Origin of the sequence: Paenibacillus urinalis (assembly GCF_028747985.1) — a bacterium.
In the GTDB taxonomy this organism is placed as follows: domain Bacteria; phylum Bacillota; class Bacilli; order Paenibacillales; family Paenibacillaceae; genus Paenibacillus; species Paenibacillus urinalis.
The window spans coordinates 2,498,742-2,520,580 of record NZ_CP118108.1; the positions used below are offsets into that span (position 1 = coordinate 2,498,742).

Consider the following 21,839-nt stretch of genomic DNA (forward strand, 5'->3'; position numbering starts at 1 on the left):
ATTTAAGTCCGAATCAAACTTGGAGGTGCTTTATGGGGGACAGTAAAAAGAGGCTTTTCCGCAAGGGAGCAACACTGCTGTTGTCACTGAGCGTTGTGCTAGCCGCTTGCTCTAGCGGTGCAGACGATTCAGGAAGCAGCGGAGAAAAAGGAACTGACGTGGCGGCTGACCAACCGATAGAAATTTCGGTATTTCTAAACGAGGCCGGACAGCAGCCAACGGCCGACAACAAGATTTATAAAAAGATAAAAGATGAGCTTGGCGTTTCCTTTAAGTTTGAATTTTTGGCTGGTGACAAAAACCAAAAATTGGGTGTAATGATTGCTGGTGGAGATTATCCTGACCTTATCTCTGCAGATACCAAACTAACAGCAGCGGGTGCAGTCATTCCACTCGAAGATTTGATCGAGGAGCATGCTCCTAACCTGAAGAAACATTACGAAAAATACTGGAATCAAATGAAGGATCCTAATGATGGACATATTTATTACCTGCCTAACTACGGTGCGTACAACGGTGAAGTAGCTGATACTTACTACAGCGGACCAGCCTTCTGGATTCAAAAAGAAGTATTAAAAGAATTTGGTTATCCAACACCAAAAACACTGGACGAATATTTTGATTTGATCGAGCAATACAAAGAGAAGTATCCGACCATTGACGGACAGCCAACCATTGGATTTGAAATTTTGAACTACGACTGGAAGAACTGGGGCTTGCTGAACGCACCACAGCATCTGATCGGTCATCCTAATGATGGCGGTGTAGTCGTAAAAGATGGAATTGCTGAGATCTTTGCAGACAAGGATTATGCTAAAGATTATTACGCGAAGCTAAACGAGATCAATGCAAAAGGTCTGCTGGATAGAGAAGCTTTTGCTCAAAACTATGATCAATACATGGCCAAATTGTCTAGTGGTGCAGTTCTGGGTATGTTCGATCAACACTGGAACTTCGGGAGCGCAGAAGATTCTTTGATCACGCAAAACAAAATCGAACGCACTTATGTAGGCTTCCCGCTTGTTTATGATAGCAGCATCAAAGATTATTATCGTGACCGTGCAGCCCTTAACCTTAACAATGGTTTCGGTATTACCGTGAGTGCTGAAGATCCTGTCAAAATCATTAAAACACTGGATAAGTTGATGGAAGAAGAGTGGCAGAAAGTACTCACCTGGGGTATTGAGGACGAGGACTACTACGTCAATGAAGAAGGTCGTTTCATGAGAACACAGGAGCAGCGGGATAACGCCGCAGATGCGACTTGGAAGCTGGCTAACAAAGCGGATGCATTTTATGCAACCGCACCCAAAATGGAAGGCTACTTCAGCGATGGTAATGCAACATCGGCGAGCAATCAGCCAGAAGAATATCAAGCTGGTCTGAGACCGTTTGATAAGGAAGTATTAGATGCTTACGGCTTTAACAGTTATGTAGACTTCTTCAGTGCACCGCCAGAAAATCCGGTTTATTATCCAGCTTGGTCTGTGGATCTTGTTGATGGATCTCCAGCCAATATTGCAAGTACTAAGCTAAATGAGTTGTCTACAAAATATTTACCAAGAGCAATTCTGGCTGCAGATGGCTCTGAATTCGAGAGCATTTGGAATGAATACGTTTCCGAAATTTCCAAGCTGGATATCCAGGCTTATGAAGACCGTATGAACGAAGTTCTGAAATGGAGAATTGAGAACTGGTCTGTGAAATAAAGCAATGATGAAATAATCAGGAAGGAAGTTTTTCTTCCTTCCTGATTTAAATTGCTGCTGTATATGATCTGTAATCATATATGAAATGTCGATCTGTCGTACTTCGTTCGAATATAAAGATGGATAGGGAGCTTGATATTATGGAGGAAATTGTAGCGGGATCCAAACCGCACAACCCGAAGAAAAAGCGGAAAATAAGGCAGATAACTTGGCAGAACATCAAAGCACAAAGACAGCTCATCTGGATGTCTGTTCCTCTGCTTGCATACATCATTACCTTTGCTTATGTGCCAATCTGGGGCTGGACAATGGCCTTCCAGGATTATAAACCTGCACGAAGCTTCTCTGAGCAGACCTGGGTAGGATTTAAGCATTTTGAGTTCTTGTTTACGGATGACAATTTTATACGTGTGCTTCGAAATACGCTCGCCATGAGTATTATTAACCTGATTTTAGGCTTTGTTACTGCCATTATTTTGGCGCTCCTGCTTAATGAAATCAAAAAGGTGATGTGGAAGCGGACGGTTCAAACCATCTCTTATCTTCCCCATTTCTTATCATGGATTATCGTTACTGGTATTGTGGCGACATCGCTCGCTTCTGACGGTATTGTGAACGATATTCTTATGAGGCTGAATTTAATAAATGAGCCTATTCTCTGGCTGACCGAAGGAAAGTATTTCTGGGGGGTCGTTGCGGGTTCACATATCTGGAAGGAAGTCGGCTGGAATACGATTATTTATTTGGCGGCTATTGCATCCATCGATCCTGCGCTATATGAAGCATCGGATATTGATGGAGCAAATCGTTACCAAAAAATGTGGAATATTACCTTACCAGGAATTAAGCCTACGATTGTCATCCTGCTGATTATGCAGACTGGACATATTCTTGAAGCAGGCTTCGAGGTTCAGTATTTGTTAGGGAATGGTTTGGTTGTTGACTGGTCAGAAACCATTGATATCTTCGTACTCAAGTACGGAATTGCGCAGGGTAACTATTCACTCGCCACTGCTGGAGGAATATTTAAGACCGTAGTCAGCATTACAATCCTGCTCTTAGCGAATTGGACTGCCAAGCGGCTCGGGGAAGAGAGGCTGTTATAATGATGAAAAAGACACCTTTATCGGGTTCAGGAAATACAGCACCACTAGCTGTACGTCGTCCAGGCAGTAAGGGTATTGAACCGCTTGTGTTTAATACGTTTAACACCATCTTTATGATTTTGCTGGTTATGGTGACCCTGTACCCCTTTTTAAATACGATTGTTGTTTCATTTAACGCAGGGAACGATACGATCCGTGGAGGACTTTATCTGTGGCCTCGCGAATTCACTTTGCAGAATTACAACGCCGTATTTGCGTCAGGTACCATTTATAACGCGTTTTTTGTTTCTGTTGCGCGTACGGTTCTTTCCACTGTTCTTAATATTTTCTTAACCTCTATGCTGGCTTACACCCTGAGTCGGCGGGAGTATATTTTCCGCAGGCAGATTACGACAATCTTTGTAATGACCATGTATTTCAATGCAGGACTTATTCCTGGATATTTTCTAATTAAGGACCTGGGCTTAATTAATTCCTTCTGGGTTTATGTGTTGCCATCCATGATCAGTGCGTTCAATTTGATCGTTATTCGTACTTATATTTACACCATTCCTGAGAGCTTGATTGAATCAGCCAAGATTGATGGTGCAGGTGAATTCAAGATTTTCTGGAAAATTATTTTTCCGCTGTGTAAACCGGTACTTGCGACTATTGCACTGTTCGTCGCCGTAGGTGCGTGGAATTCGTGGTTTGATGCATTCCTGTACACGTCTTCACGTCAAGAGCTGAGCACGCTGCAATACGAATTAATGAAACTCTTATCCTCTAGTATGAATGCGAACAGTAATCCTTCCGTAGCTAACGGTATTGGCGCGGAACTTACAACGCAGGTAACTCCAATCTCTATTCGCGCAGCCGTGACCATTGTTGCTTCTGTACCAATTCTGTTCGTGTATCCGTTCATGCAAAAACACTTTGTTGTTGGACTTAATGTAGGGAGTGTGAAGGAATAGATGCCACAGCTTCAATCACATACAATTCGTTATGCCAATCCAATTCTACCCGGATTCTACCCGGATCCGAGTATCGTGAAGGCAGAAGAATTTTTTTACCTCATTTGCAGTTCGTTTGAATATTTTCCCGGTGTTCCGATTTTTCGGAGCCGGGATCTGATTCACTGGGAGCAGATTGGGAACGTACTGGATCGAGTCAGCCAGCTTAACCTGACCGATCAGAAGAGCTCGGACGGAATCTTTGCTCCTGCGCTGCGTTACCATGAAGGTACATTTTATATGATTACGACAGATGTAAGAGGGATCGGCAATTTTTATGTGACAGCTACCAATCCTGCTGGCCCGTGGTCAGATCCCATTCGAATTCCTTATGGTGGAATAGACCCCTCTTTGTTTTTTGACGAGGATGGCAAAGTCTATGTTACCGCTCAGCAAGGTGCGGATTATAATTCTCATGCGATTCAGTACGAGATCAACATTGAGACTGGAGAGGCGCTTACTGAACCCCAAGTTGTCTGGTACGGGGATGGCGGACCATGGACGGAAGGGCCGCATTTGTACAAAATCAATGGTATGTACTATATGATGTCTGCCTCGGGTGGAACGGCCAAGGAGCATCGCGAAATCATTGGCAGAAGCAACAACCCTTATGGTCCATTTGAACGCTATCCGGAGCCAATTCTGACCCACCGCAATTTGGATCATCCTATTCAATATCTGGGACATGCTGACCTCGTGGAGGATCATCAGGGTGACTGGTGGGCAGTATTTCTAGGTGTTCGTTTGACAGAGGACGGATACAGTGTGCTTGGACGGGAAACATTCCTGGCACCGGTCATCTGGAACGATGGCTGGCCGCATATTGATAATAATGAAGGAACGGTAAGCTTAGATATGATTGTTGAGCGCACGCCGTTGTCTGTGCCTTCTACAACAGAGGGCCATACAGCTGTTCAGGCTCGAGAAGACTTTAATGAAGAGCTTGGGCCACACTGGATGTTCGTACGTAATCCGTCAGCAGGCAAGAGCTCTCTTACAGAAAAGCCAGGTTCACTGACCATGTATGGTCAAGATTCCACCCTCAGCGATGTGGGTCAAATTACTTTTGTTGGGCGGAGACAGCAGCATGTTCTGGCCAGTTTTAGAACTTCCGTCTCATTCGCACCAGTCGCTGACGGAGAAGAGGCGGGATTGTGCATTCGCCGGGATGAGGATGCACACTATGAGCTCGGCATAAGACAATCGGAAGGCCGCAAAGTGATCTTTGCCCGATTGACAGTACGAGGAGTGTCCGAAATTGTACATGAGAGCGATACGGAATCAGAAGAGCTAATACTCCAGATCAAATCTACAGAGACGGAATACCAATTGTCCTGTTCAGAAGATGGAATAAACTGGATGTCATTGGGATCAGGCTCTGCACGTGCAATATCTCCTGAGGATTTCGTGCATAAAATGTGTTTCACTGGGGCGGTAGTTGGACTATACGCCACCGGTAATGGCCAAGCAAGCCGCACGCCTGCACACTTTGACTGGTTTGAATACAAGTCCTAACTCACGGCTATTCGGATTGATGAGCTAACATAAAGCATTCATTATTGCATTTAGAGGAGGGATACAATGAATTCTATACGAGAAGAGGCACCTCTAAGAACATTGTACAAGGATGCGTTCCACATTGGAGCTGCAGTGAATCCCAGAACGATTGAAAGTCAACGCTTATTACTCACGTACCATTTCAACAGTTTGACAGCAGAGAATGAAATGAAATTCTCCAGCGTACATCCTCAGGAGGATGTGTACACCTTCGAGGACGCAGACGCCATCGCTGCATTCGCCAGAGAGCAAGACATGATGCTGCGTGGACATACACTCGTCTGGCATAACCAAACACCAGATTGGTTATTTGAGAATGAGACAGGCGGCCCAGTTGATCGAGAGGTCTTGTTGGCACGCCTCCGCTCACATATACAGACTGTCGTTGGCAGATATAAAGACATCATTTATGGCTGGGATGTCGTAAATGAAGTCATATCTGATGATGCAAACGAGGATGCTTATCTGCGGCCATCCAAATGGCTGGATATTGCAGGAGAGAGCTTCATTGCCAAAGCATTCGAATTCGCTCACGAAGCAGATCCTCAAGCGCTATTATTCTATAATGACTATAATGAGTCTAATCCACATAAACGGGAGCGTATTTATCGACTCGTCCGTTCATTACTGGATCAAGGCGTACCAATTCATGGAGTTGGCTTGCAGGCGCATTGGAATTTGTACGATCCGACACTGGACGACATGCGTGCTGCAATTGAACGCTATGCTCAGCTTGGACTGCAGCTTCAGCTCACCGAACTGGATGTCTCTGTATTTCGTTTTGAAGACAGACGTACGGACCTGACTCATCCAACAAAGGAAATGCTGGAACTACAGGCTGAGAGATACGATTCTATTTTTCGACTGCTTTACGAGTATCGTGAGCACATCAGTGCCGTGACATTCTGGGGAGCTGCTGATAATTACACGTGGCTGGATCATTTCCCTGTTCGGGGACGTAAAAACTGGCCCTTCCTGTTTGATGAAGCACTTCGTCCCAAAGAAGCTTATCAACGTGTTGCCCAAATTCCTTCGCTCAAATGAGAACGTGGGCTGATGTAATATCTTCAATCCTTAAACATCGATCGTTGATTTGAGCAAGATTGTACATTATTTGGAAGGAGTCATCGGAATGTCCAAATTATCTAACCAGCACCAACCTTTAGTTACTCATATATTCACTGCCGATCCATCAGCGCATGTATTCGAGGATCGCATCTATATTTATCCTTCGCACGATCTGGATCATAACGAACCTGTGAATGACAATGGGGATCAGTACAAAATGGAGGACTACCATGTTCTATCCATGTCTGATCCAGACTCACCTGTCACGGATCATGGGGAAGTACTGCATGTAAAGGATGTACCTTGGGCATCACGCCAGATGTGGGCACCAGATGCCGCTTATAAAAACGGAAAATACTACTTGTTTTTCCCAGCGCGGGATCATGAAGGCATTTTTCGCATTGGGGTCGCCACATCACCCTCTCCGGCAGGTCCGTTTGAGCCGGAGGAAGATTACATTCAGGGGAGCTTCAGCATCGATCCTGCCGTCTTCACTGATGAAGATGAACAGTCCTACATGCTCTTTGGCGGACTATGGGGCGGGCAATTGGAGAAGTGGCAGACTGGGAAGTATGAGGAGGATGCTGACGGTCCAGCACCGGATGCTCCTGCACTTGGTCCAAGAATCGCGAAGCTGAGTGAGGATATGCTCTCTATGGCTTCAGAGGCAATGGAGATCGTTATATTGGATCAGGAAGGAAAGCCTTTGACTGCTGGCAACGAAGATTGCAGATACTTTGAAGGTCCGTGGATGCACAAGTATAATGACAAATATTATCTGTCCTATTCCACGGGAACGACGCACAAGCTGGTGTATGCCATAGGGGATAGCCCAACAGGTCCATTTACGTTTCAAGGCACAATTCTCCCACCTGTTATGGGTTGGACAACGCATCATTCCATAGTTCAATTTAAGGACAAATGGTACTTGTTCTATCATGATAGTTCCCTCTCCGAAGGCATCGACTACAAACGCTGTATTAAATTTGCTGAGCTGACGTACAATCCGGATGGCACCATTCAAATGATTGATCCATATCCAGAAAAGTAGCAGTGTTGCGGATTCTATAGGGTTGACAGTCTCTGATGTTAACCGCAGTCACTGAAGTGACTTGAGTTTTTGTTGTCTCAGCGAGTGGCATGGAATTACGTTCACGGCCGAAAAACCTTCTCTGCCAATACAGACATGGCATAGAAGGTTTTTCGTTTATATACTCAGCTTCTTCACTAGAATGGTCAACATCACATTGAATATTGTTCTTTTCCTTATTCATTCTTCAGAACAAAATGGGGTGAAATTATAAAATGTATTCAAATCCAATGATATGGGCTGACTACCCAGATCCTGATGTTATACGCGTGGAAGATACGTATTACATGGTGAGTACAACCATGCATATGATGCCGGGCTGCGTCATCCTTCGCTCTTATGACCTAATCCATTGGGAAGTAGCCACTCATGTTTACGACACACTGGATAACACACCTGCTCAGCGACTTGAGAGCGGTCAACATATTTATGGCAAAGGCATGTGGGCTGCATCCTTACGGTATCATCAGGAAATGTTCTACGTCATCTTTGTCGCCAACGATACTCGAAAAACGTATTTGTACTCATCAACCTCTATAACAGGACCGTGGAATAAGCAAATTGTAAAGGGATTCTATCATGATTGCTCCTTATTTTTTGACGATGATGAACGGATTTATCTTGTGCACGGGAATACCGAGATCTATTTAACTGAATTAGATACAGATCTGACCGGACCTAAGCCTGGTGGACTAGAGCGTATCATCGTAAAGGAAGAGCAGCCTAGTTACCTGGGATACGAGGGGGCTCACTTTTACAAAATAGATGGGAAGTATTATGTGTTTTTAATTCACATAACGAAGGCTTCTGGCCGAAGAACACAGGCTTTTTACATGGCCGATTCCCTGGAAGGAGTATTTACCGGTGGAGATGTATTCAATGATGATATGGGTTACTTTAACTCCGGTGTTGCCCAAGGGGGGATCGTAGATACACCGGACGGTGACTGGTATGCGATGCTATTTCAAGATCATGGGGCGGTTGGCCGTATTCCTGTCGTGGTACCGATTCGTTTTAATCACCATGTTCCAGAGTTTGGAAGTGAAGCACCTAAACAGATTGATATCCCGAGCACGAGACCCGGTTATAGCTATCGTCCTTTGGTCGGTAGTGATTCATTTCATTATGAAATCGGTGAGGATGGGAGAATTCGTCTTCGTGATATCTGGCAGTGGAATCATACCCCGAATGACAATCTCTGGACCGTAACCGAGAAACCTGGCGTTTATCGAGTACGGACGGGTCAGATCAGTCCGAATCTGACCTTTGCCGTAAATACGCTAACCCAGCGTTCCATGGGACCTGCTTGCGAAACTACGGTTAGGCTTGATGGCAGCGGTCTGAATGACGGTGATTATGCCGGATTGTGCTTCCTGATTGGTACATACGGTATGATTGCCCTTACGAAAAATGAAGGTCAATTTTACTTGGTTATGCAGGCTAGAAGCAGTGAAGACTCCACCATCTTCGGAAATCTGATTGACCAAGAGCCTGCTACTGAGTATGCCCGTATTCTCGTAGCAGATCCGGTAGTTACCTTAAAAGCTTATGGAAACTTTGTAGACAATCAAGACGAGTGTTCTTTCGCTTACTTGGATGGAACGGAGTGGAGGAGCTTAGGCATTTCCCATAAAATGGTTTACAAGCTAGATCATTTTATGGGTTGTCGAATTGGTTTGTTTTTGTATTCAACAAGTGCAATTGGTGGTACTGCCGACTTTTCAAATTTCAATTACCGAGTAATCATGCCCTAAGCGTTAGATTGAGTATATAAGAAGTCGCCAAACGGCGGCTTCTTATATACTCAGCAAGCATAAGTTGTTGTACAATATAGGGATTCCAGATGATAGAGCAAGAGAAGTGTTCATTTCCAGCTGAATTGGGGGAATGTTGTCATGAATATGAGATGGCAGGATATAACAAGGAAGACCTTCGTTCTGTTCATTGTTCTGTGCATCCCAGCAAGTCAATATGAAGAGAATGTAGAACCACAAAATATACAGTCGAATGGGCAGCAAATTCAGAACTTATACAGTTTAGGGAAATACTCCCCTCCGATAGAAGTGTCGTTTGTCATGGAAACCGGAGAAGAACTGCAACAGATCATTAGTGAGCTTCCAGATGAGACCGTGCTGGATAATCGCTGGACCCGTTTGTACGAGAATGAATTAGGCATTCGGATTCACTATGAGTGGATTGCGAGTGGAGATGTATACAACCAGAAGCTGGGGGTATCCCTCGCTGCTGGACGTTTCCCAGACGTGGTCAAAGTCAATCCATACCAGCTCAGGCAACTAAGCAATGCCGGATTGATTGAAGAATTGACCGAAGTGTATGATACGTATGCTTCAACGCTTACAAAAGATATTTTGGAGGCAGAGGGAAGAGGATCGTTCAACGCAGCCACGATTGACGGTAAACTTATGGCAATTCCCGAGACATCTTCTTCGATCGAAACTGCACAATATCTGTGGATTCGAACGGACTGGCTGGAGCGTTTAGATCTGCAGCCACCTGAAACCATGGAAGACTTGATTCGAATATCGAAAGCGTTTACAGATGGAGATCCTGACGGAAACGGAGAACACGACACATATGGATTGGCGCTGACGAATTATTTATGGGATCCCGTAATGGGGGCTTCCGGGTTGATGGCTGGATACGGCGCTTTTCCTAATATATGGATTAAAGATTCTGAAGGGAAGCTTGCTTACGGCGGCATACAACCTGAAGTCCGCGAAGCGCTGAAAGTATTGCAGACCATGTATCGAGAGGGTCAATTGGATCCGGATTTCGGTTACAAAAATGGAAGCAAGGAGCTGCGTCTAATTTCCGACGGAAAAATCGGCATGCTCTATGGCGAGCAGTGGGCGTCCTTTATACTGCAGAGCAGCCGGGATAACGATACGAATGCGGAATGGCAGGCTTACCCTATTGTAGCGGAATCAGGGAGAAATCTCTTTGTCCCGCTTCGTTTAAATACGGGTCAATATTTCGCTGTTAAAAAAGGGTTCTCCCATCCTGAAGTGATCGTGAAGCTGATGAATCTTCATCTCGATACAAACTGGGGTGAGCATGCAAAGTATGAAACTTACTATAACGATGACTCCCGAGCGGTGTGGAAGCTGTCACCGGTTACTCCGTTTCCGGGTAACAAAAACATTGATGCCTACAAACAAATTCGCGATGCTAGGAAAACAGGAGATTACTCGGGCTTGAAGGATGAAGCTCTTGTCATTCACAAACGAATGGTAGCCTACGATTCACAAGGTGTAGATAGTGGCTGGGGCTGGAAACAAACTTATGGGCCTACAGGAGCTTTTAGCATCGCTGATTCCTATGAGAAGAACGGTCAGCTTCTATATGATCAGTACACGGGTGGGGTAACGGACACGATGGTTGATCGGCAGATCATCCTCCGAGATCTCCAGCTTGAAGCTTATATGAACATCATTCTTGGCAAGCCAATCGAAGAGTTTGATCGCTTCGTAGAAGAATGGCGCAAGCTGGGAGGAGATCAGATTACTTCGGAAGTTAATGCGTGGTTCGAAGCGGAGGTCTCTTAAGCAGCTCTATACTTTCCCATGACCATACTCTATATAAAGAAGGATTTCTACCATTTTTGCATTGGATGTGAGTGGATTGAAGATACCTGCCGAATCATGGTTTAATAGTATATTTGCACGATTAATCATCACCTACCTGGTCTTCGTACTTCCTCTAATTCTTCTCGGCGTGTACTTATATCAATGGAGTTATGACAATGCCAGCAAGGAAATATCCTTATCTGCAGAAAGAACATTGAACCAGTATGTAGCGGAGTTAAACCGGGAAGTAGAATGGATTGAGCTTCAGCAGTTTAATATCGCTGAAGATCGAAAACTCAATCGGCTGGCGATTCTCTGGGATATGATGGATCAAGTTGAGCGACGTGATACACTGAATTATTTATCAGAACGACTAGCGGCCTTCAAGAACAGCAGTGCCTATATTGAGAATGTCAATATTCATATTCCTACCGTTGGCAAGAGCATTTCCTCAACTATAGGAATCGACGACTTCGATGAGGACTCCTATGAATACTTCAGCTCAGGGAACCAGGGGAAAGGCACGCGCTTCACCATAAAAGAGGAGACAATAAACCTAAGTGCCGTTCGTCTATCTGGCAAGAAGAGTGAAGCAGCGCTGTTTGTTATACAAGTGGAGCTAGATACAGAACATTTTCAGAATGAATTATCTCGGCTTAACTTGTATCCTGAGAGTGTTACATTTCTGGTTGAGGACAAAACGAGACATGCCATCACGGATAAACAACAAATCAGCAATGTCATTCTATCCAATTATCAAGAGCAGAGTGTACAGGCTTCAGGTGACGAAGTGTGGATGAAGGTGGACGGACAAAGGTATCAAGTGACCCAGTCCCATATAGATGCCCTCGGTTTGTCCGTGGCTTCGTATATACCGGAAGAAATTGTAACCAGTCCCCTCAGCAAGTTCAATCATTGGGCCTGGTTGTTTGCAATCACATCATTTGTTGCGATTGCAGCGTTTCTTTATTCAAGCTACAAGCTAATTCACATTCCTTTACTACATTTGGTCAAAAGATTTAAAAAAATGGAGGCAGGTGTGCTGGATATCCCTATTGTCCACCATCGAAAAGATGAATTTGGATTCCTCTACTCCAGGTTTAATCAGATGATTGAAAATCTTCAGCTGCTCATTGATCGAGATTTTAAAAAAACAATGATGATGCAGCGTGCGGAGTTAAAACAGCTTCAATCGCAAATTAATCCGCATTTTCTATACAATAGTTTCTTCATCCTCAATTCGCTTGCAAGAACTGGGGAAACGCAGCGGATCGAAGAGTTTACGAATATGCTTGGGGAATATTTCAGATTCATTACCCGTAACGGGACAGACCAAGTCAGGTTGAAGGAAGAAGTAGAGCACTCAAGAATATATACCGAAATCCAGCAGCTCAGATTCTCAAGGCGCATTAAAGTAGATTTCGGAGCATTACCGCAGCAGATGGAACATATTCAGGTGCCCAGGCTCATTATTCAACCTATTATTGAAAACGCCTATGAGCACAGCCTTGAAAAGAACACGACTACAGGCCTCCTGGTCGTCCGCTTTAGCCTTATAGGTGAATATGCCGAAATTACGGTCGAAGATAACGGGTGTGAAACGAGAGAAGAGCTTATTCAAAGTATTCAAGATCGATTAGAGCAGGAAGATGGTACGGATGAAATGACCGGATTGATGAATATTCATCGACGTCTACGACTGACATATGGAGAAGGATGCGGCCTATTCCTAGCAAGAGGCGAACTTCAAGGCTTCAAAGTCACTATTCGAATTCGTGCGAAGGAAGGGGAAATCAAATGTATCGACTATTGATTGTGGATGACGAGGAAATTATTACAGACAGTCTGTATGAAACGTTCGCCAGAGCCATGCCAGACCGGCTAGACGTATGTAAAGCCTACTCCTCAAAAGAGGCTTTGCATTGGATGCAGCGCACTAGAATCGATATTATTTTGACGGACATTCGCATGCCAGGTATGAGTGGACTGGAGCTGGCAAAACAGATTCAAGATTATTGGCCGAATTGTCGGGTTATTTTCTTGACAGGACATAGTGATTTTGACTATGCCTATCGAGCTCTGCAATTACAGAACGTACGTTACTTGCTCAAAACGGAAGGCTATAACAAGGTGATGTCTGTTGTTGAAGAAGTGTTGGATGAGATTCATCGGAGTCACATGATGCTGGATTTGATGAATCAAACACGTGAAGTAACCTCCCAACTGGCAGCGATGCAGCAAGATGAATTTTTACGAAAATTACTTCAAGATAGTATGGCTGCTACATCTACGGCAAACGATTTACAGTATGAGTTGAACAAACGAAATATTGATTTACAGGCTGGCCACCCAGTACATATGGTCTTGGGTCGATTAAACCCATCGCTTGAGAATACATCTGATCTGACACGGGTTCAAGAATCAGTGCGCATTATTGGATCCTCGTTCATGCATGAGAACGCAGTATATGCAAGTGTTACAGACCATTCTGGTGATACTGTCTGGCTCGTTCAGATGAAACGAGAAGACGGGATGGCGGATAGCACCTTAGTAAAATTTCTGGAGGGTACACTAGAGCTGGTGCAGAATGCATGCATGGCTTCACTTGGCGTATCCATCACCTTCACATTAAGTGGGCGAGGCTGTAGTTTTGCAGAGATTACGAGACAATATGAACGCTTAAGATTGCTTCAATGGATGAATACAGGCGAGTGCATATCCATGGTACTCACAGACGATGACAAATCCCCCTCTACAGGATTTGCAAAAGAGTCCGTAAGAATTTCGAGCAAGATTGAGCTTATGTCAGGATATTTAGAAACAGGACGGATTCAATCATTCTATGACATGTTTGAGGAGCTTACCGGAGAATTGCTGCAGTCGGATATTACAATGGAGGGAGCTGTAGAAACCTATTATAACGTAGCATTGCTGCTACAGTCGACGATCAATCGTTGGGGACTTCAGCAGAATATTGAAGATCAAAGAAGCTTGCTTCATTTAGGGGAATTCACCAGTAGAAAAGATGCTGTAAAGTACTTATATCGTGTAGCTGATGAATTGGTATATTTCAAGAGATCGAATGAACAAGACGGTACGAATATGGCGATCCGTTCTTTGTGCAGCTACATTGAGGAGAACCTTGAAAAAGACCTCTCGCTGGTAAGACTGGCTGAGCTGCATCACTTTAACCCATCTTATTTATCGAGGTTGTTTAAGCAAGAGAAGGGGACGAACCTATCTGAGTTTATCGACGATTGCCGCATTAGAAGAGCGAAGGAGCTGCTGCAGAATACGGATCTCATGATCCGGGAGGTCGCAATAAAGGTGGGCTATGAGGCAGCACATTCGTTTACGCGGCTCTTCAAGAAACTCACAGGCATGACCCCTCAGGAGTACCGAGAATCTCAGGTAATACGCTAAACATAGGCAGCGGGAAATGTGAAGGGCAAGCCTAAATTTGTAAATGACCACAGGGACAGCCCTGTGGTTTTTTTTGGTGAAGCAGGAGCCATATTGGGATGGAGAATTTAATCTAGGCGGTGTAGCTCGTTTGTCTTCTGTAGGCATTGGGGCTTGATCCGGTATAGGCTTTAAACTTTTTGTAAAACCAATCGAGATCTTTGTAGCCTACCTCTAAGGCAATCTCATAATTTCGCAGACGGGTCGAGGACAAGAGGAGCTTAGCCTTCTCCATTCGCTGCTGCAGCATGTAGTCATTGAAAGACATTTTTTCCTCCAGCTTGAACTTTTGACCAAGGTAAGCACAGTTGAAATGCAGCATGTCGGAGATTTTCTTCAACGTGATGTCATCACATAAATGTTCCCTCACATAGGTCTTGACGACATGTATCACATGACAAGAATCCATTCGCTTGCCTCTCATATCCATAGGGTGAAGAAGAGACGATGACTCTGTATCCAGCTTGGCTATCAGTCCATGCAAACTGTGAAGAAAGGAAGAGAGGCAGACGGGAAAAGGGAGATAATCATTTACCTGATAAGTTAATGCTTTACGTACAAGTCTAAAGTGATCCCTGCCACCCATCAGGAGGATCGGTATCTGACTGAACTTACGTATGTTATGGCATAACCATAAAGCAGCCGTGTCACAACGCTCTGTATTTACGACAATGACAGAATAATCACTCTTCGTTATTGCTTCCAGGGCAGCAGAAGAGGAAAATACATAATTTCTGATGGTGTAGTTATCGTTCCTATGACGCAGAAGCTGTTCCAACTCTTTGTACAGATAGCGGCTGTAATCCACAAGTAATATTTGATGCACGAAGCAATACCTCACTTTCTCTTGAATTAGGTATCCATGGATCAACTGAAATATAGCTTAAAACTATTATGGTAATTAAAGAAAGCGCATACAATATGCATATTTTTGTTGAATAAGCATTTCTTTACCAATTGGAAATTCATTCCTCCCGCTGTTCCGGGTTTAGGACACCTATCTATAATCTGCCAGGATAAACATCTGTATTTCCCCGGGTTGTTTGCGTTTTCATTCAAGATATAAACTTGAGAACAAATGATAACAGGGGGAAAACAATGAGAAGAAAAAATGTCTTGAAGTTACTAATTATGGTATTTGCAGTCATGCTATTTATCACGGCATGCAGCCCTGCTCCAAGCGCTGAACCAGAACCAGAAACGACTCAAGAAGAACAATCTCCAACAGAAGAACCGGCGGTGCCGGAAGAGGAAGTAGCGAACGAAATGTCGACACCAGAGATGGATTTTGACTTGGGGGGAAGGACAATTAAAGTCGTTGCCTGGTGGGATATGCAAATCCCAGATAACAACCCAGATAACATTCAACGGATTGAGAATTTGGAAGCATTGAAGAAAAAGCATAACTTCGAAATTGAATATGTTTCGATTGATTTCGGGGAGTATCAAGAGAAAGTGGTCGCTTCACTGATGGCAGGGGAACCGCTCGGCGATATTGTAAGACTGGGCAAAGACTACGCTATACCGGCTTTAACCAAGCAGGATCTGCTGTGGCCGGTGGATGAGTATATCAAAAATGACAAGGTATTTAATCAGAAAACCACTAAGGAGTACATGCAATATGAAGGCAAGGGGTATGGATTTACCGAGGATAAGTCCTCCTTCATCAATGGGATATTCTATAACCGTACATTAATGCAGGAGCTTGGCTTAAAGCCTTTGCAAGAATATGTGGATACAGATGAATGGAACTGGGATACGTTTATCGACGTAGCCAAGCAAGCAAATCAAGATCGAAATAACGATGGCAAGCTCGATACCTGGGGATTGGCACAAACGGGCCTGCTCGAACCGATCCTGTATTCCAATGAAGCTTCTCTGACAAATGAGGATAAACAGAACCTGGAAGATCCTAAGACGAAAGAGGCATTGAATTTCCTATCCAAATTGGCAACAGAGAAGGTCGGCAGAGCTTCTGAAGGCGGTGACTGGACAGAGCCCGCCACATTCTTCCGTCAAGGTAATACGCTCATGTATGCAGGTGCCATGTATGAGGTTGAAGGAATTATGACGGATATGCAGGATTACGACATCGGCTTCCTGCCGTTTCCAAAAGGACCTAGCGCTTCGGCCTATCATTCGGGTGAATCACGCTATCAAGCTTTGACCATTCCGAAATCTGTGGAGAATCCGGAACAGTTGATGTACATCTGGGAGAAAATTAATGAAATTGATTCCATTTATGAATACCCCGAACAATCCACACTGGAGACCTATCTGATCGATGAAGCCGATATCAATAATGCGAGAATGGTGGCAGAGGGCATGCTGGTTCTTGACCACAACACCTTCCCATCCTTACCATATTGGGATTTTGATGCAGAGCTCAAAGAGGGCGTATCCGTATCAACCCTGATTGAGAAATACAAGGCACCTTTCCAGGCCGCAATTGATGAGGTATACAAATAAACACGCAGTAAGGAAAGGGGATACATTGGAACATGCGGTCACGTAAGAATAAGGGACTCATCGTGGTACTTGTCCTGGCCCTGGCGCTCTCCATATGGACCCTATATCCATCGCAGGATCGCAGGCCGGGAACGCTACATGCGCTTGAGGATTTTGAAGCGGTATCGGGCAGCGAGGATGAGCACAGCTATGAGCATTATCTGACTACCCATGCCAACACGGCCCGACCTGATGAAATAGTTCGCATTGAAGGCGAATCGTATGCTCAGAGTGATGGCGGGGAGTTCGAGGTCGTACAAGGTTATGCCGGCTTGGAGGGCAGCGCCGTAATTACGCCAGAAAGAGGAACCCTTCGCTGGGATGTTCCAGTTCAGGTAAGTGGTCTGTATCACATCCGCATTCATTATTATCCTGTTGAAGGTAAGAGCTCGGGCATCGAACGCAGGCTTGAGATAAACGGAGAGATTCCTTTCAGGGGAGCTGACGCTCTCCTGTTTGACAGAGTATGGGGAAATCGGGAAGAGAACACACGCCAGGATGATCGCGGAAACGATCTCAAACCGAGACAAGTGGAACAGCCTGAATGGCAGCTTGCTTCCTTCAAGGATAGCGCTGGTTACTTCGAGGAGCCATATCAATTTTATTTTGAGAAGGGCAGCCGGCAGTTATCACTCACTTCGTTAAGAGAAAACATGGCTATTGATTATATTGAATTGTATCAGGAAGGGGATGTCCCGTCCTATGAAGAGCTGGAGAAGACCTACGATTCGCTCGGCCTAAAAAAATCGAGCCCCTCCCTTCTGAAGGTACAAGGGGAAGATGCGGTAAGTAAGTCGTCGCCGACGCTTGCGCCCATCTCGGATCGATCTAGTCCTTCGCTTGAGCCATACCACGTATCTAAAATTCGTATGAACGCTATTGGTGGTATGAACTGGAAGCTGCCTGGTGAATGGATCGAGTGGGAAATTGATGTGCCTGAAGACGGGTTGTATCAAATGGCGTTCAAAGTGAAGCAGGATCAATTACGAGGGATCTACGCCACCCGCAGTCTAACAATTAACGGCAAAGTTCCCTTTAAGGAAATGAAGCGCATCAGGTTTAACTATAGCCCAACTTGGCAAACTCACGCGCTGGGTATCGAAGAGGATGAGCCTTATCAGTTCCATCTTGAAAAGGGTAAACATCGAATACGGTTAACGGTCACGCTAGGGGACATTGCTCCGCTGCTTCGAACCGTGGAATCCAGTGTGCTGGAACTGAACCAGATGTATCGCAAAATATTGATGATCACCTCTAATCAGCCGGATCCACTCCGGGATTATCAGTTGGAGCAGCGAATTCCAGAGATGACCGAGGTCTTTGAGCGGCAGGCAGATACCCTTCGCTCGGTTGCAGACTATTTGGAACAGAGTACAGGAGAGCAGAGTGATAAGGTCGCCGTATTGAATGCCATGGTGGTCCAGCTTGAGGATATGGCAGCTAGACCAGAGACGGTACCTAAAAGGCTGGATACGTTCAAAATCAATGTAGGTGGTCTCGGCACCTGGATTTTAATGGTCCGTGAACAACCGATTGCAATCGATTACCTTGTCGTATCACCGCCTGATGAGGAATTACCGAAGGCGGAAGCAACCGCCATTAAACAGGTCAAGCACGAGCTGGGCGCATATATCGCTTCATATACCGAAGATTACGACAGCATTGGCAATGTGGAGCGTAAGAAAGATTCCATCACCGTGTGGATTACGACCGGACGAGATCAAGCACAAGTGCTGAAAGGGATGATCGACGATTCGTTTACCCCGGATACTGATATTTCAGTACAATTGCGTCTGGTCCCGCCTAACATTTTGCTGCCTGCAACACTTGCGGGGGAAGGACCAGACGTAGCCATGCAAATGGGGGAAGACATCCCGGTAAATTATGCAATGAGAAATGCAGCAGCTGATCTAAGTGGGTTTCCGGATTTCGAAGAGATTTCGGGCAGATTTCGCGAAAGCGGCTTAACTCCTTATCGCTACAACGATGGAGTGTATGCACTCCCAGAACAGCAGCATTTTCCTATGCTCTTTTACCGCAAGGATATTCTAAACGAGCTGGGTCTGGAACCGCCGCAGACATGGGAGGAAGTATATAACACCATCTCCGTACTTCAAAAGCATAACATGGAGTTCTATCTACCCATTGATGATACCTTGAACAACGCCAATTTAGTACCGAATGCGACCTTTGCCATGCTCTTATACCAAAATGACGGTACCTTCTATAACGAAGACGGGACAAGAAGCGCGCTGGATTCGGAAATCTCAATGGATGCCTTTAAACGCTGGACACAGTTCTACACCAATTATAAGTTTCCGCTCAAAGCTGATTTTCCCAACCGCTTCCGTACCGGCGAGATGCCAATCGGGATAGCTGATTACACTACGTATAACATGCTTACCGTCATGGCTCCGGAAATACGTAACCTTTGGGACTTTACGATTGTTCCGGGTACAGAACTACCAGACGGTTCGATCAGACATGAGGTAGCGAGTAGTACCAGTGCAGTGATGATGCTTGAAAATGCCGCCAACAAGGAGGCTGCGTGGAAGTTTATGAAGTGGTGGACCGATGAAGAGACGCAGATCGAATACGGAAGAGAAATGGAAGGCCTTATGGGGGCTGCTGCCCGTTATCCAACGGCTAACATTAAAGCCTTGGAGCAATTGCCTTGGCCAGTGAAAGATTATCAAAACCTGGAAAAGCAGTGGAAATGGGTGAAGGGTATCCCACAGCTTCCTGGAGGTTATTTTACAGGCCGGCATCTTGACAATGCCTTCCGCAAGGTCGTCAACGCCAGTGAAAATCCACGTGAGGCTTTGTCGGACTATGTACTGTATATCGATGAAGAGATTGAGCTTAAACGCAAGGAATTTAATCTGAAATAGAGGGAAGGGAGGGTAACGGTTGCAAGCCAAAACAACCAAGACGGCAGCCGCTCCTGCCATTCATGCGCGTCAGGTGGGCTGGTGGTCCCTTTTGAAACGGGATCTATACCTCAGCAGACACTATTACGTATTGATGGCACCGTTCATGATCATCTTTTTCATGTTTACTGTGATACCGGTGGGCATTTCGCTTGCCTTGAGCTTCTTTCACTTCAATATGCTGGAAATGCCGCGTTTTATCGGATGGCAGAACTATTCGCGGCTATTCCTGAACGATGACGTATTTCTGATTGCACTGAAGAACACATTGCTTTTTGCCGTAATTACGGGCCCTGTCAGTTATATCGCCTGCTTTTTGTTTGCTTGGATTATCAATGAACTTTCTCCCAAGATTCGGGCGGTCATGACGCTGGTCTTCTATGCTCCATCCATATCGGGAAACGTCTTCTTCATCTGGCTTATTATTTTCTCTGGTGACAGCTATGGATACATGAATGGTTTCCTGATGCGCCTTGGTGTTATTCTGGAACCCATTCAATGGCTCGCAGACGAAAGGTACGTGCTGACCATCGTCATTATTGTGCAGCTATGGCTCAGTCTAGGGACCAGCTTCCTGGCCTTTATTGCAGGCCTTCAAAATATTGATCGTTCGCTTGTGGAGGCCGGCACCGTGGATGGGATCAAAAACCGATGGCAGGAGCTATGGTACATTACACTGCCTTCGATGAGACCGCAGCTGATGTTTGGTGCGGTGATGCAGATTACGGCATCCTTCGCTGTGGCAGAAATTTCGATCGCGCTGGCAGGGTTCCCAAGTGTAAACTATGCGGCGCATACGGTCGTCACTCATTTGATGGATTTTGGTACGATTCGCTTCGAGATGGGATACGCTTCAGCCATTGCTACAGTTCTTTTTGTACTTATGCTGGGAACGAATGTGATGACGCAAAAAATGCTGAGAAAGATAGGTGAATGACAATGACTAGCAAAGTACGTGGCGTCTTTGGTATGCCGAAGAGACTTAACCGGTCATTTACCGTTAGCTTAATGTTATTTGCACTGCTGGCTCTGTTTGGAGCATTCATGATACTCCCGCTAATCTATGCTGTAAACAATGCCTTTAAGCCACTCGATGAGCTGTTTATATTTCCGCCGCGCTTCTGGGTGAATAATCCGACGACGGAGAATTTTGCAGACTTGATTAATCTGATGGGCAACTCCTGGGTTCCCTTATCAAGGTATATCGCGAATACGCTGCTTATAACGCTAGTGGGAACAGCAGGACATATTCTCCTTGCTTCTGCAGCAGCTTATCCGCTGGCCAAATATCGTTTTCCCGGGTCAAAAGTGCTGTTTACGATTGTCATTCTATCATTGATGTTCTCTCCTCACGTAACGTCGATTCCGAACTACATGGTCATGTCTTGGCTTGGCTGGATTAACACGCATACATCCATTATCGTGCCTTCGCTCGCTTTCTCGTTAGGACTCTTCTTAATGAAGCAGTTTATGGAGCAAATTCCTAATGCATTGCTGGAGGCAGCCAAAATCGATGGAGCGAGTGAATACCGAATTTTCTGGAGCATTGTGATGCCCAATGTGAAACCGGCCTGGCTTACGCTCATGATTCTGCAGTTCCCTGCGCTCTGGGGCACGGATGGCGGGAGCTTCATTTACAGTGAAAATCTCAAAACGCTGCATTATGCACTGAGTCAGATTGTTCAGGGAGGGATAGCAAGAGCGGGAGTTGGGGCTGCTGTTGCCTTACTGCTCATGATTGTACCCATCACCCTATTCGTCATTTCCCAGAGCAGCGTCATGCAGACCATGGCCACTTCGGGCATGAAGGAGTAGAAAGGAGGCAGCGAC

15 protein-coding genes are annotated in these 21,839 nt (G+C 45.2%); 14 read left to right on the forward strand and 1 reads right to left on the reverse strand.

Annotation, left to right across the window (positions count from 1 at the left end):
* Positions 1–32 precede the first annotated feature (32 nt).
* From PUW25_RS11520 to PUW25_RS11565, 10 genes are all read left to right on the forward strand, one after another.
* Complete coding sequence (locus PUW25_RS11520) at positions 33–1,709, forward strand: type 2 periplasmic-binding domain-containing protein (protein WP_047913801.1); 1,677 nt, start codon at positions 33–35, stop codon at positions 1,707–1,709.
* A 140-nt stretch (positions 1,710–1,849) separates the two neighbouring features.
* The gene (locus PUW25_RS11525; protein WP_047913802.1) at positions 1,850–2,815 is read left to right on the forward strand and encodes an ABC transporter permease; all 966 of its coding nucleotides are present in this window, start codon (positions 1,850–1,852) and stop codon (positions 2,813–2,815) included.
* Positions 2,815–3,768, forward strand: coding sequence for a carbohydrate ABC transporter permease (locus PUW25_RS11530; protein ID WP_205053198.1), 954 nt, complete (start codon positions 2,815–2,817; stop codon positions 3,766–3,768). The genes PUW25_RS11525 and PUW25_RS11530 overlap by 1 nt, the downstream gene beginning before the upstream one ends.
* Complete coding sequence (locus PUW25_RS11535) at positions 3,769–5,322, forward strand: glycoside hydrolase family 43 protein (RefSeq protein WP_047913803.1); 1,554 nt, start codon at positions 3,769–3,771, stop codon at positions 5,320–5,322. It begins immediately after the preceding gene.
* Positions 5,323–5,388: 66 nt separating this feature from the next.
* Positions 5,389–6,408, forward strand: coding sequence for an endo-1,4-beta-xylanase (locus tag PUW25_RS11540; protein ID WP_047913804.1), 1,020 nt, complete (start codon positions 5,389–5,391; stop codon positions 6,406–6,408).
* A gap of 88 nt (positions 6,409–6,496) precedes the next feature.
* A complete protein-coding gene (locus PUW25_RS11545; protein WP_047913805.1) occupies positions 6,497–7,483 on the forward strand; it encodes a glycoside hydrolase family 43 protein in 987 nt (328 codons plus the stop codon).
* Between the two features lie 254 nt (positions 7,484–7,737).
* Positions 7,738–9,276 (forward strand): glycoside hydrolase family 43 protein, encoded by a 1,539-nt coding sequence (locus PUW25_RS11550; protein ID WP_047913806.1) that lies wholly within the window; start codon positions 7,738–7,740, stop codon positions 9,274–9,276.
* A 141-nt stretch (positions 9,277–9,417) separates the two neighbouring features.
* Positions 9,418–11,088, forward strand: coding sequence for an extracellular solute-binding protein (locus tag PUW25_RS11555; RefSeq protein WP_081872762.1), 1,671 nt, complete (start codon positions 9,418–9,420; stop codon positions 11,086–11,088).
* A gap of 67 nt (positions 11,089–11,155) precedes the next feature.
* Entirely contained in the window at positions 11,156–12,922 is a 1,767-nt protein-coding gene (locus PUW25_RS11560; protein WP_152557826.1) for a sensor histidine kinase, read from the forward strand.
* The gene (locus PUW25_RS11565) at positions 12,907–14,532 is read left to right on the forward strand and encodes a response regulator transcription factor (protein WP_047913808.1); all 1,626 of its coding nucleotides are present in this window, start codon (positions 12,907–12,909) and stop codon (positions 14,530–14,532) included. The genes PUW25_RS11560 and PUW25_RS11565 overlap by 16 nt, the downstream gene beginning before the upstream one ends.
* 112 nt (positions 14,533–14,644) lie before the next feature.
* On the opposite strand, the gene PUW25_RS11570 is transcribed toward PUW25_RS11565, so the two are convergent.
* A complete protein-coding gene (locus PUW25_RS11570; protein WP_274337057.1) occupies positions 14,645–15,397 on the reverse strand; it encodes a helix-turn-helix transcriptional regulator in 753 nt (250 codons plus the stop codon).
* 272 nt (positions 15,398–15,669) lie between these two features.
* Here PUW25_RS11570 and PUW25_RS11575 point away from each other — a divergent pair, with 272 nt between their 5' ends.
* Genes PUW25_RS11575 through PUW25_RS11590 form a run of 4 tightly spaced genes read left to right on the forward strand, consistent with a single transcriptional unit; the run spans position 15,670 to position 21,824 of the window.
* Positions 15,670–17,040, forward strand: a complete 1,371-nt coding sequence (locus PUW25_RS11575; RefSeq protein ID WP_047913809.1) for an extracellular solute-binding protein — start codon at positions 15,670–15,672, stop codon at positions 17,038–17,040.
* A 32-nt stretch (positions 17,041–17,072) separates the two neighbouring features.
* Entirely contained in the window at positions 17,073–19,970 is a 2,898-nt protein-coding gene (locus PUW25_RS11580) for an extracellular solute-binding protein (RefSeq protein WP_274337058.1), read from the forward strand.
* A gap of 58 nt (positions 19,971–20,028) precedes the next feature.
* Positions 20,029–20,946, forward strand: coding sequence for a carbohydrate ABC transporter permease (locus tag PUW25_RS11585; RefSeq protein WP_256209607.1), 918 nt, complete (start codon positions 20,029–20,031; stop codon positions 20,944–20,946).
* A gap of 2 nt (positions 20,947–20,948) precedes the next feature.
* A complete protein-coding gene (locus PUW25_RS11590) occupies positions 20,949–21,824 on the forward strand; it encodes a carbohydrate ABC transporter permease (RefSeq protein WP_047913812.1) in 876 nt (291 codons plus the stop codon).
* Positions 21,825–21,839 lie beyond the last annotated feature (15 nt).

Coding starts and splice junctions, on each gene's coding strand:
- PUW25_RS11540 (WP_047913804.1), top strand. CDS start 5,389: ATGAATTCTATACGAGAAGAGGCACCTCTAAGAACATTGTACAAGGAT.
- PUW25_RS11565 (WP_047913808.1), top strand. CDS start 12,907: ATGTATCGACTATTGATTGTGGATGACGAGGAAATTATTACAGACAGT.
- PUW25_RS11530 (WP_205053198.1), top strand. CDS start 2,815: ATGATGAAAAAGACACCTTTATCGGGTTCAGGAAATACAGCACCACTA.
- PUW25_RS11525 (WP_047913802.1), top strand. CDS start 1,850: ATGGAGGAAATTGTAGCGGGATCCAAACCGCACAACCCGAAGAAAAAG.
- PUW25_RS11580 (WP_274337058.1), top strand. CDS start 17,073: ATGCGGTCACGTAAGAATAAGGGACTCATCGTGGTACTTGTCCTGGCC.
- PUW25_RS11520 (WP_047913801.1), top strand. CDS start 33: ATGGGGGACAGTAAAAAGAGGCTTTTCCGCAAGGGAGCAACACTGCTG.
- PUW25_RS11550 (WP_047913806.1), top strand. CDS start 7,738: ATGTATTCAAATCCAATGATATGGGCTGACTACCCAGATCCTGATGTT.
- PUW25_RS11575 (WP_047913809.1), top strand. CDS start 15,670: ATGAGAAGAAAAAATGTCTTGAAGTTACTAATTATGGTATTTGCAGTC.
- PUW25_RS11545 (WP_047913805.1), top strand. CDS start 6,497: ATGTCCAAATTATCTAACCAGCACCAACCTTTAGTTACTCATATATTC.
- PUW25_RS11535 (WP_047913803.1), top strand. CDS start 3,769: ATGCCACAGCTTCAATCACATACAATTCGTTATGCCAATCCAATTCTA.
- PUW25_RS11555 (WP_081872762.1), top strand. CDS start 9,418: ATGAATATGAGATGGCAGGATATAACAAGGAAGACCTTCGTTCTGTTC.
- PUW25_RS11590 (WP_047913812.1), top strand. CDS start 20,949: ATGACTAGCAAAGTACGTGGCGTCTTTGGTATGCCGAAGAGACTTAAC.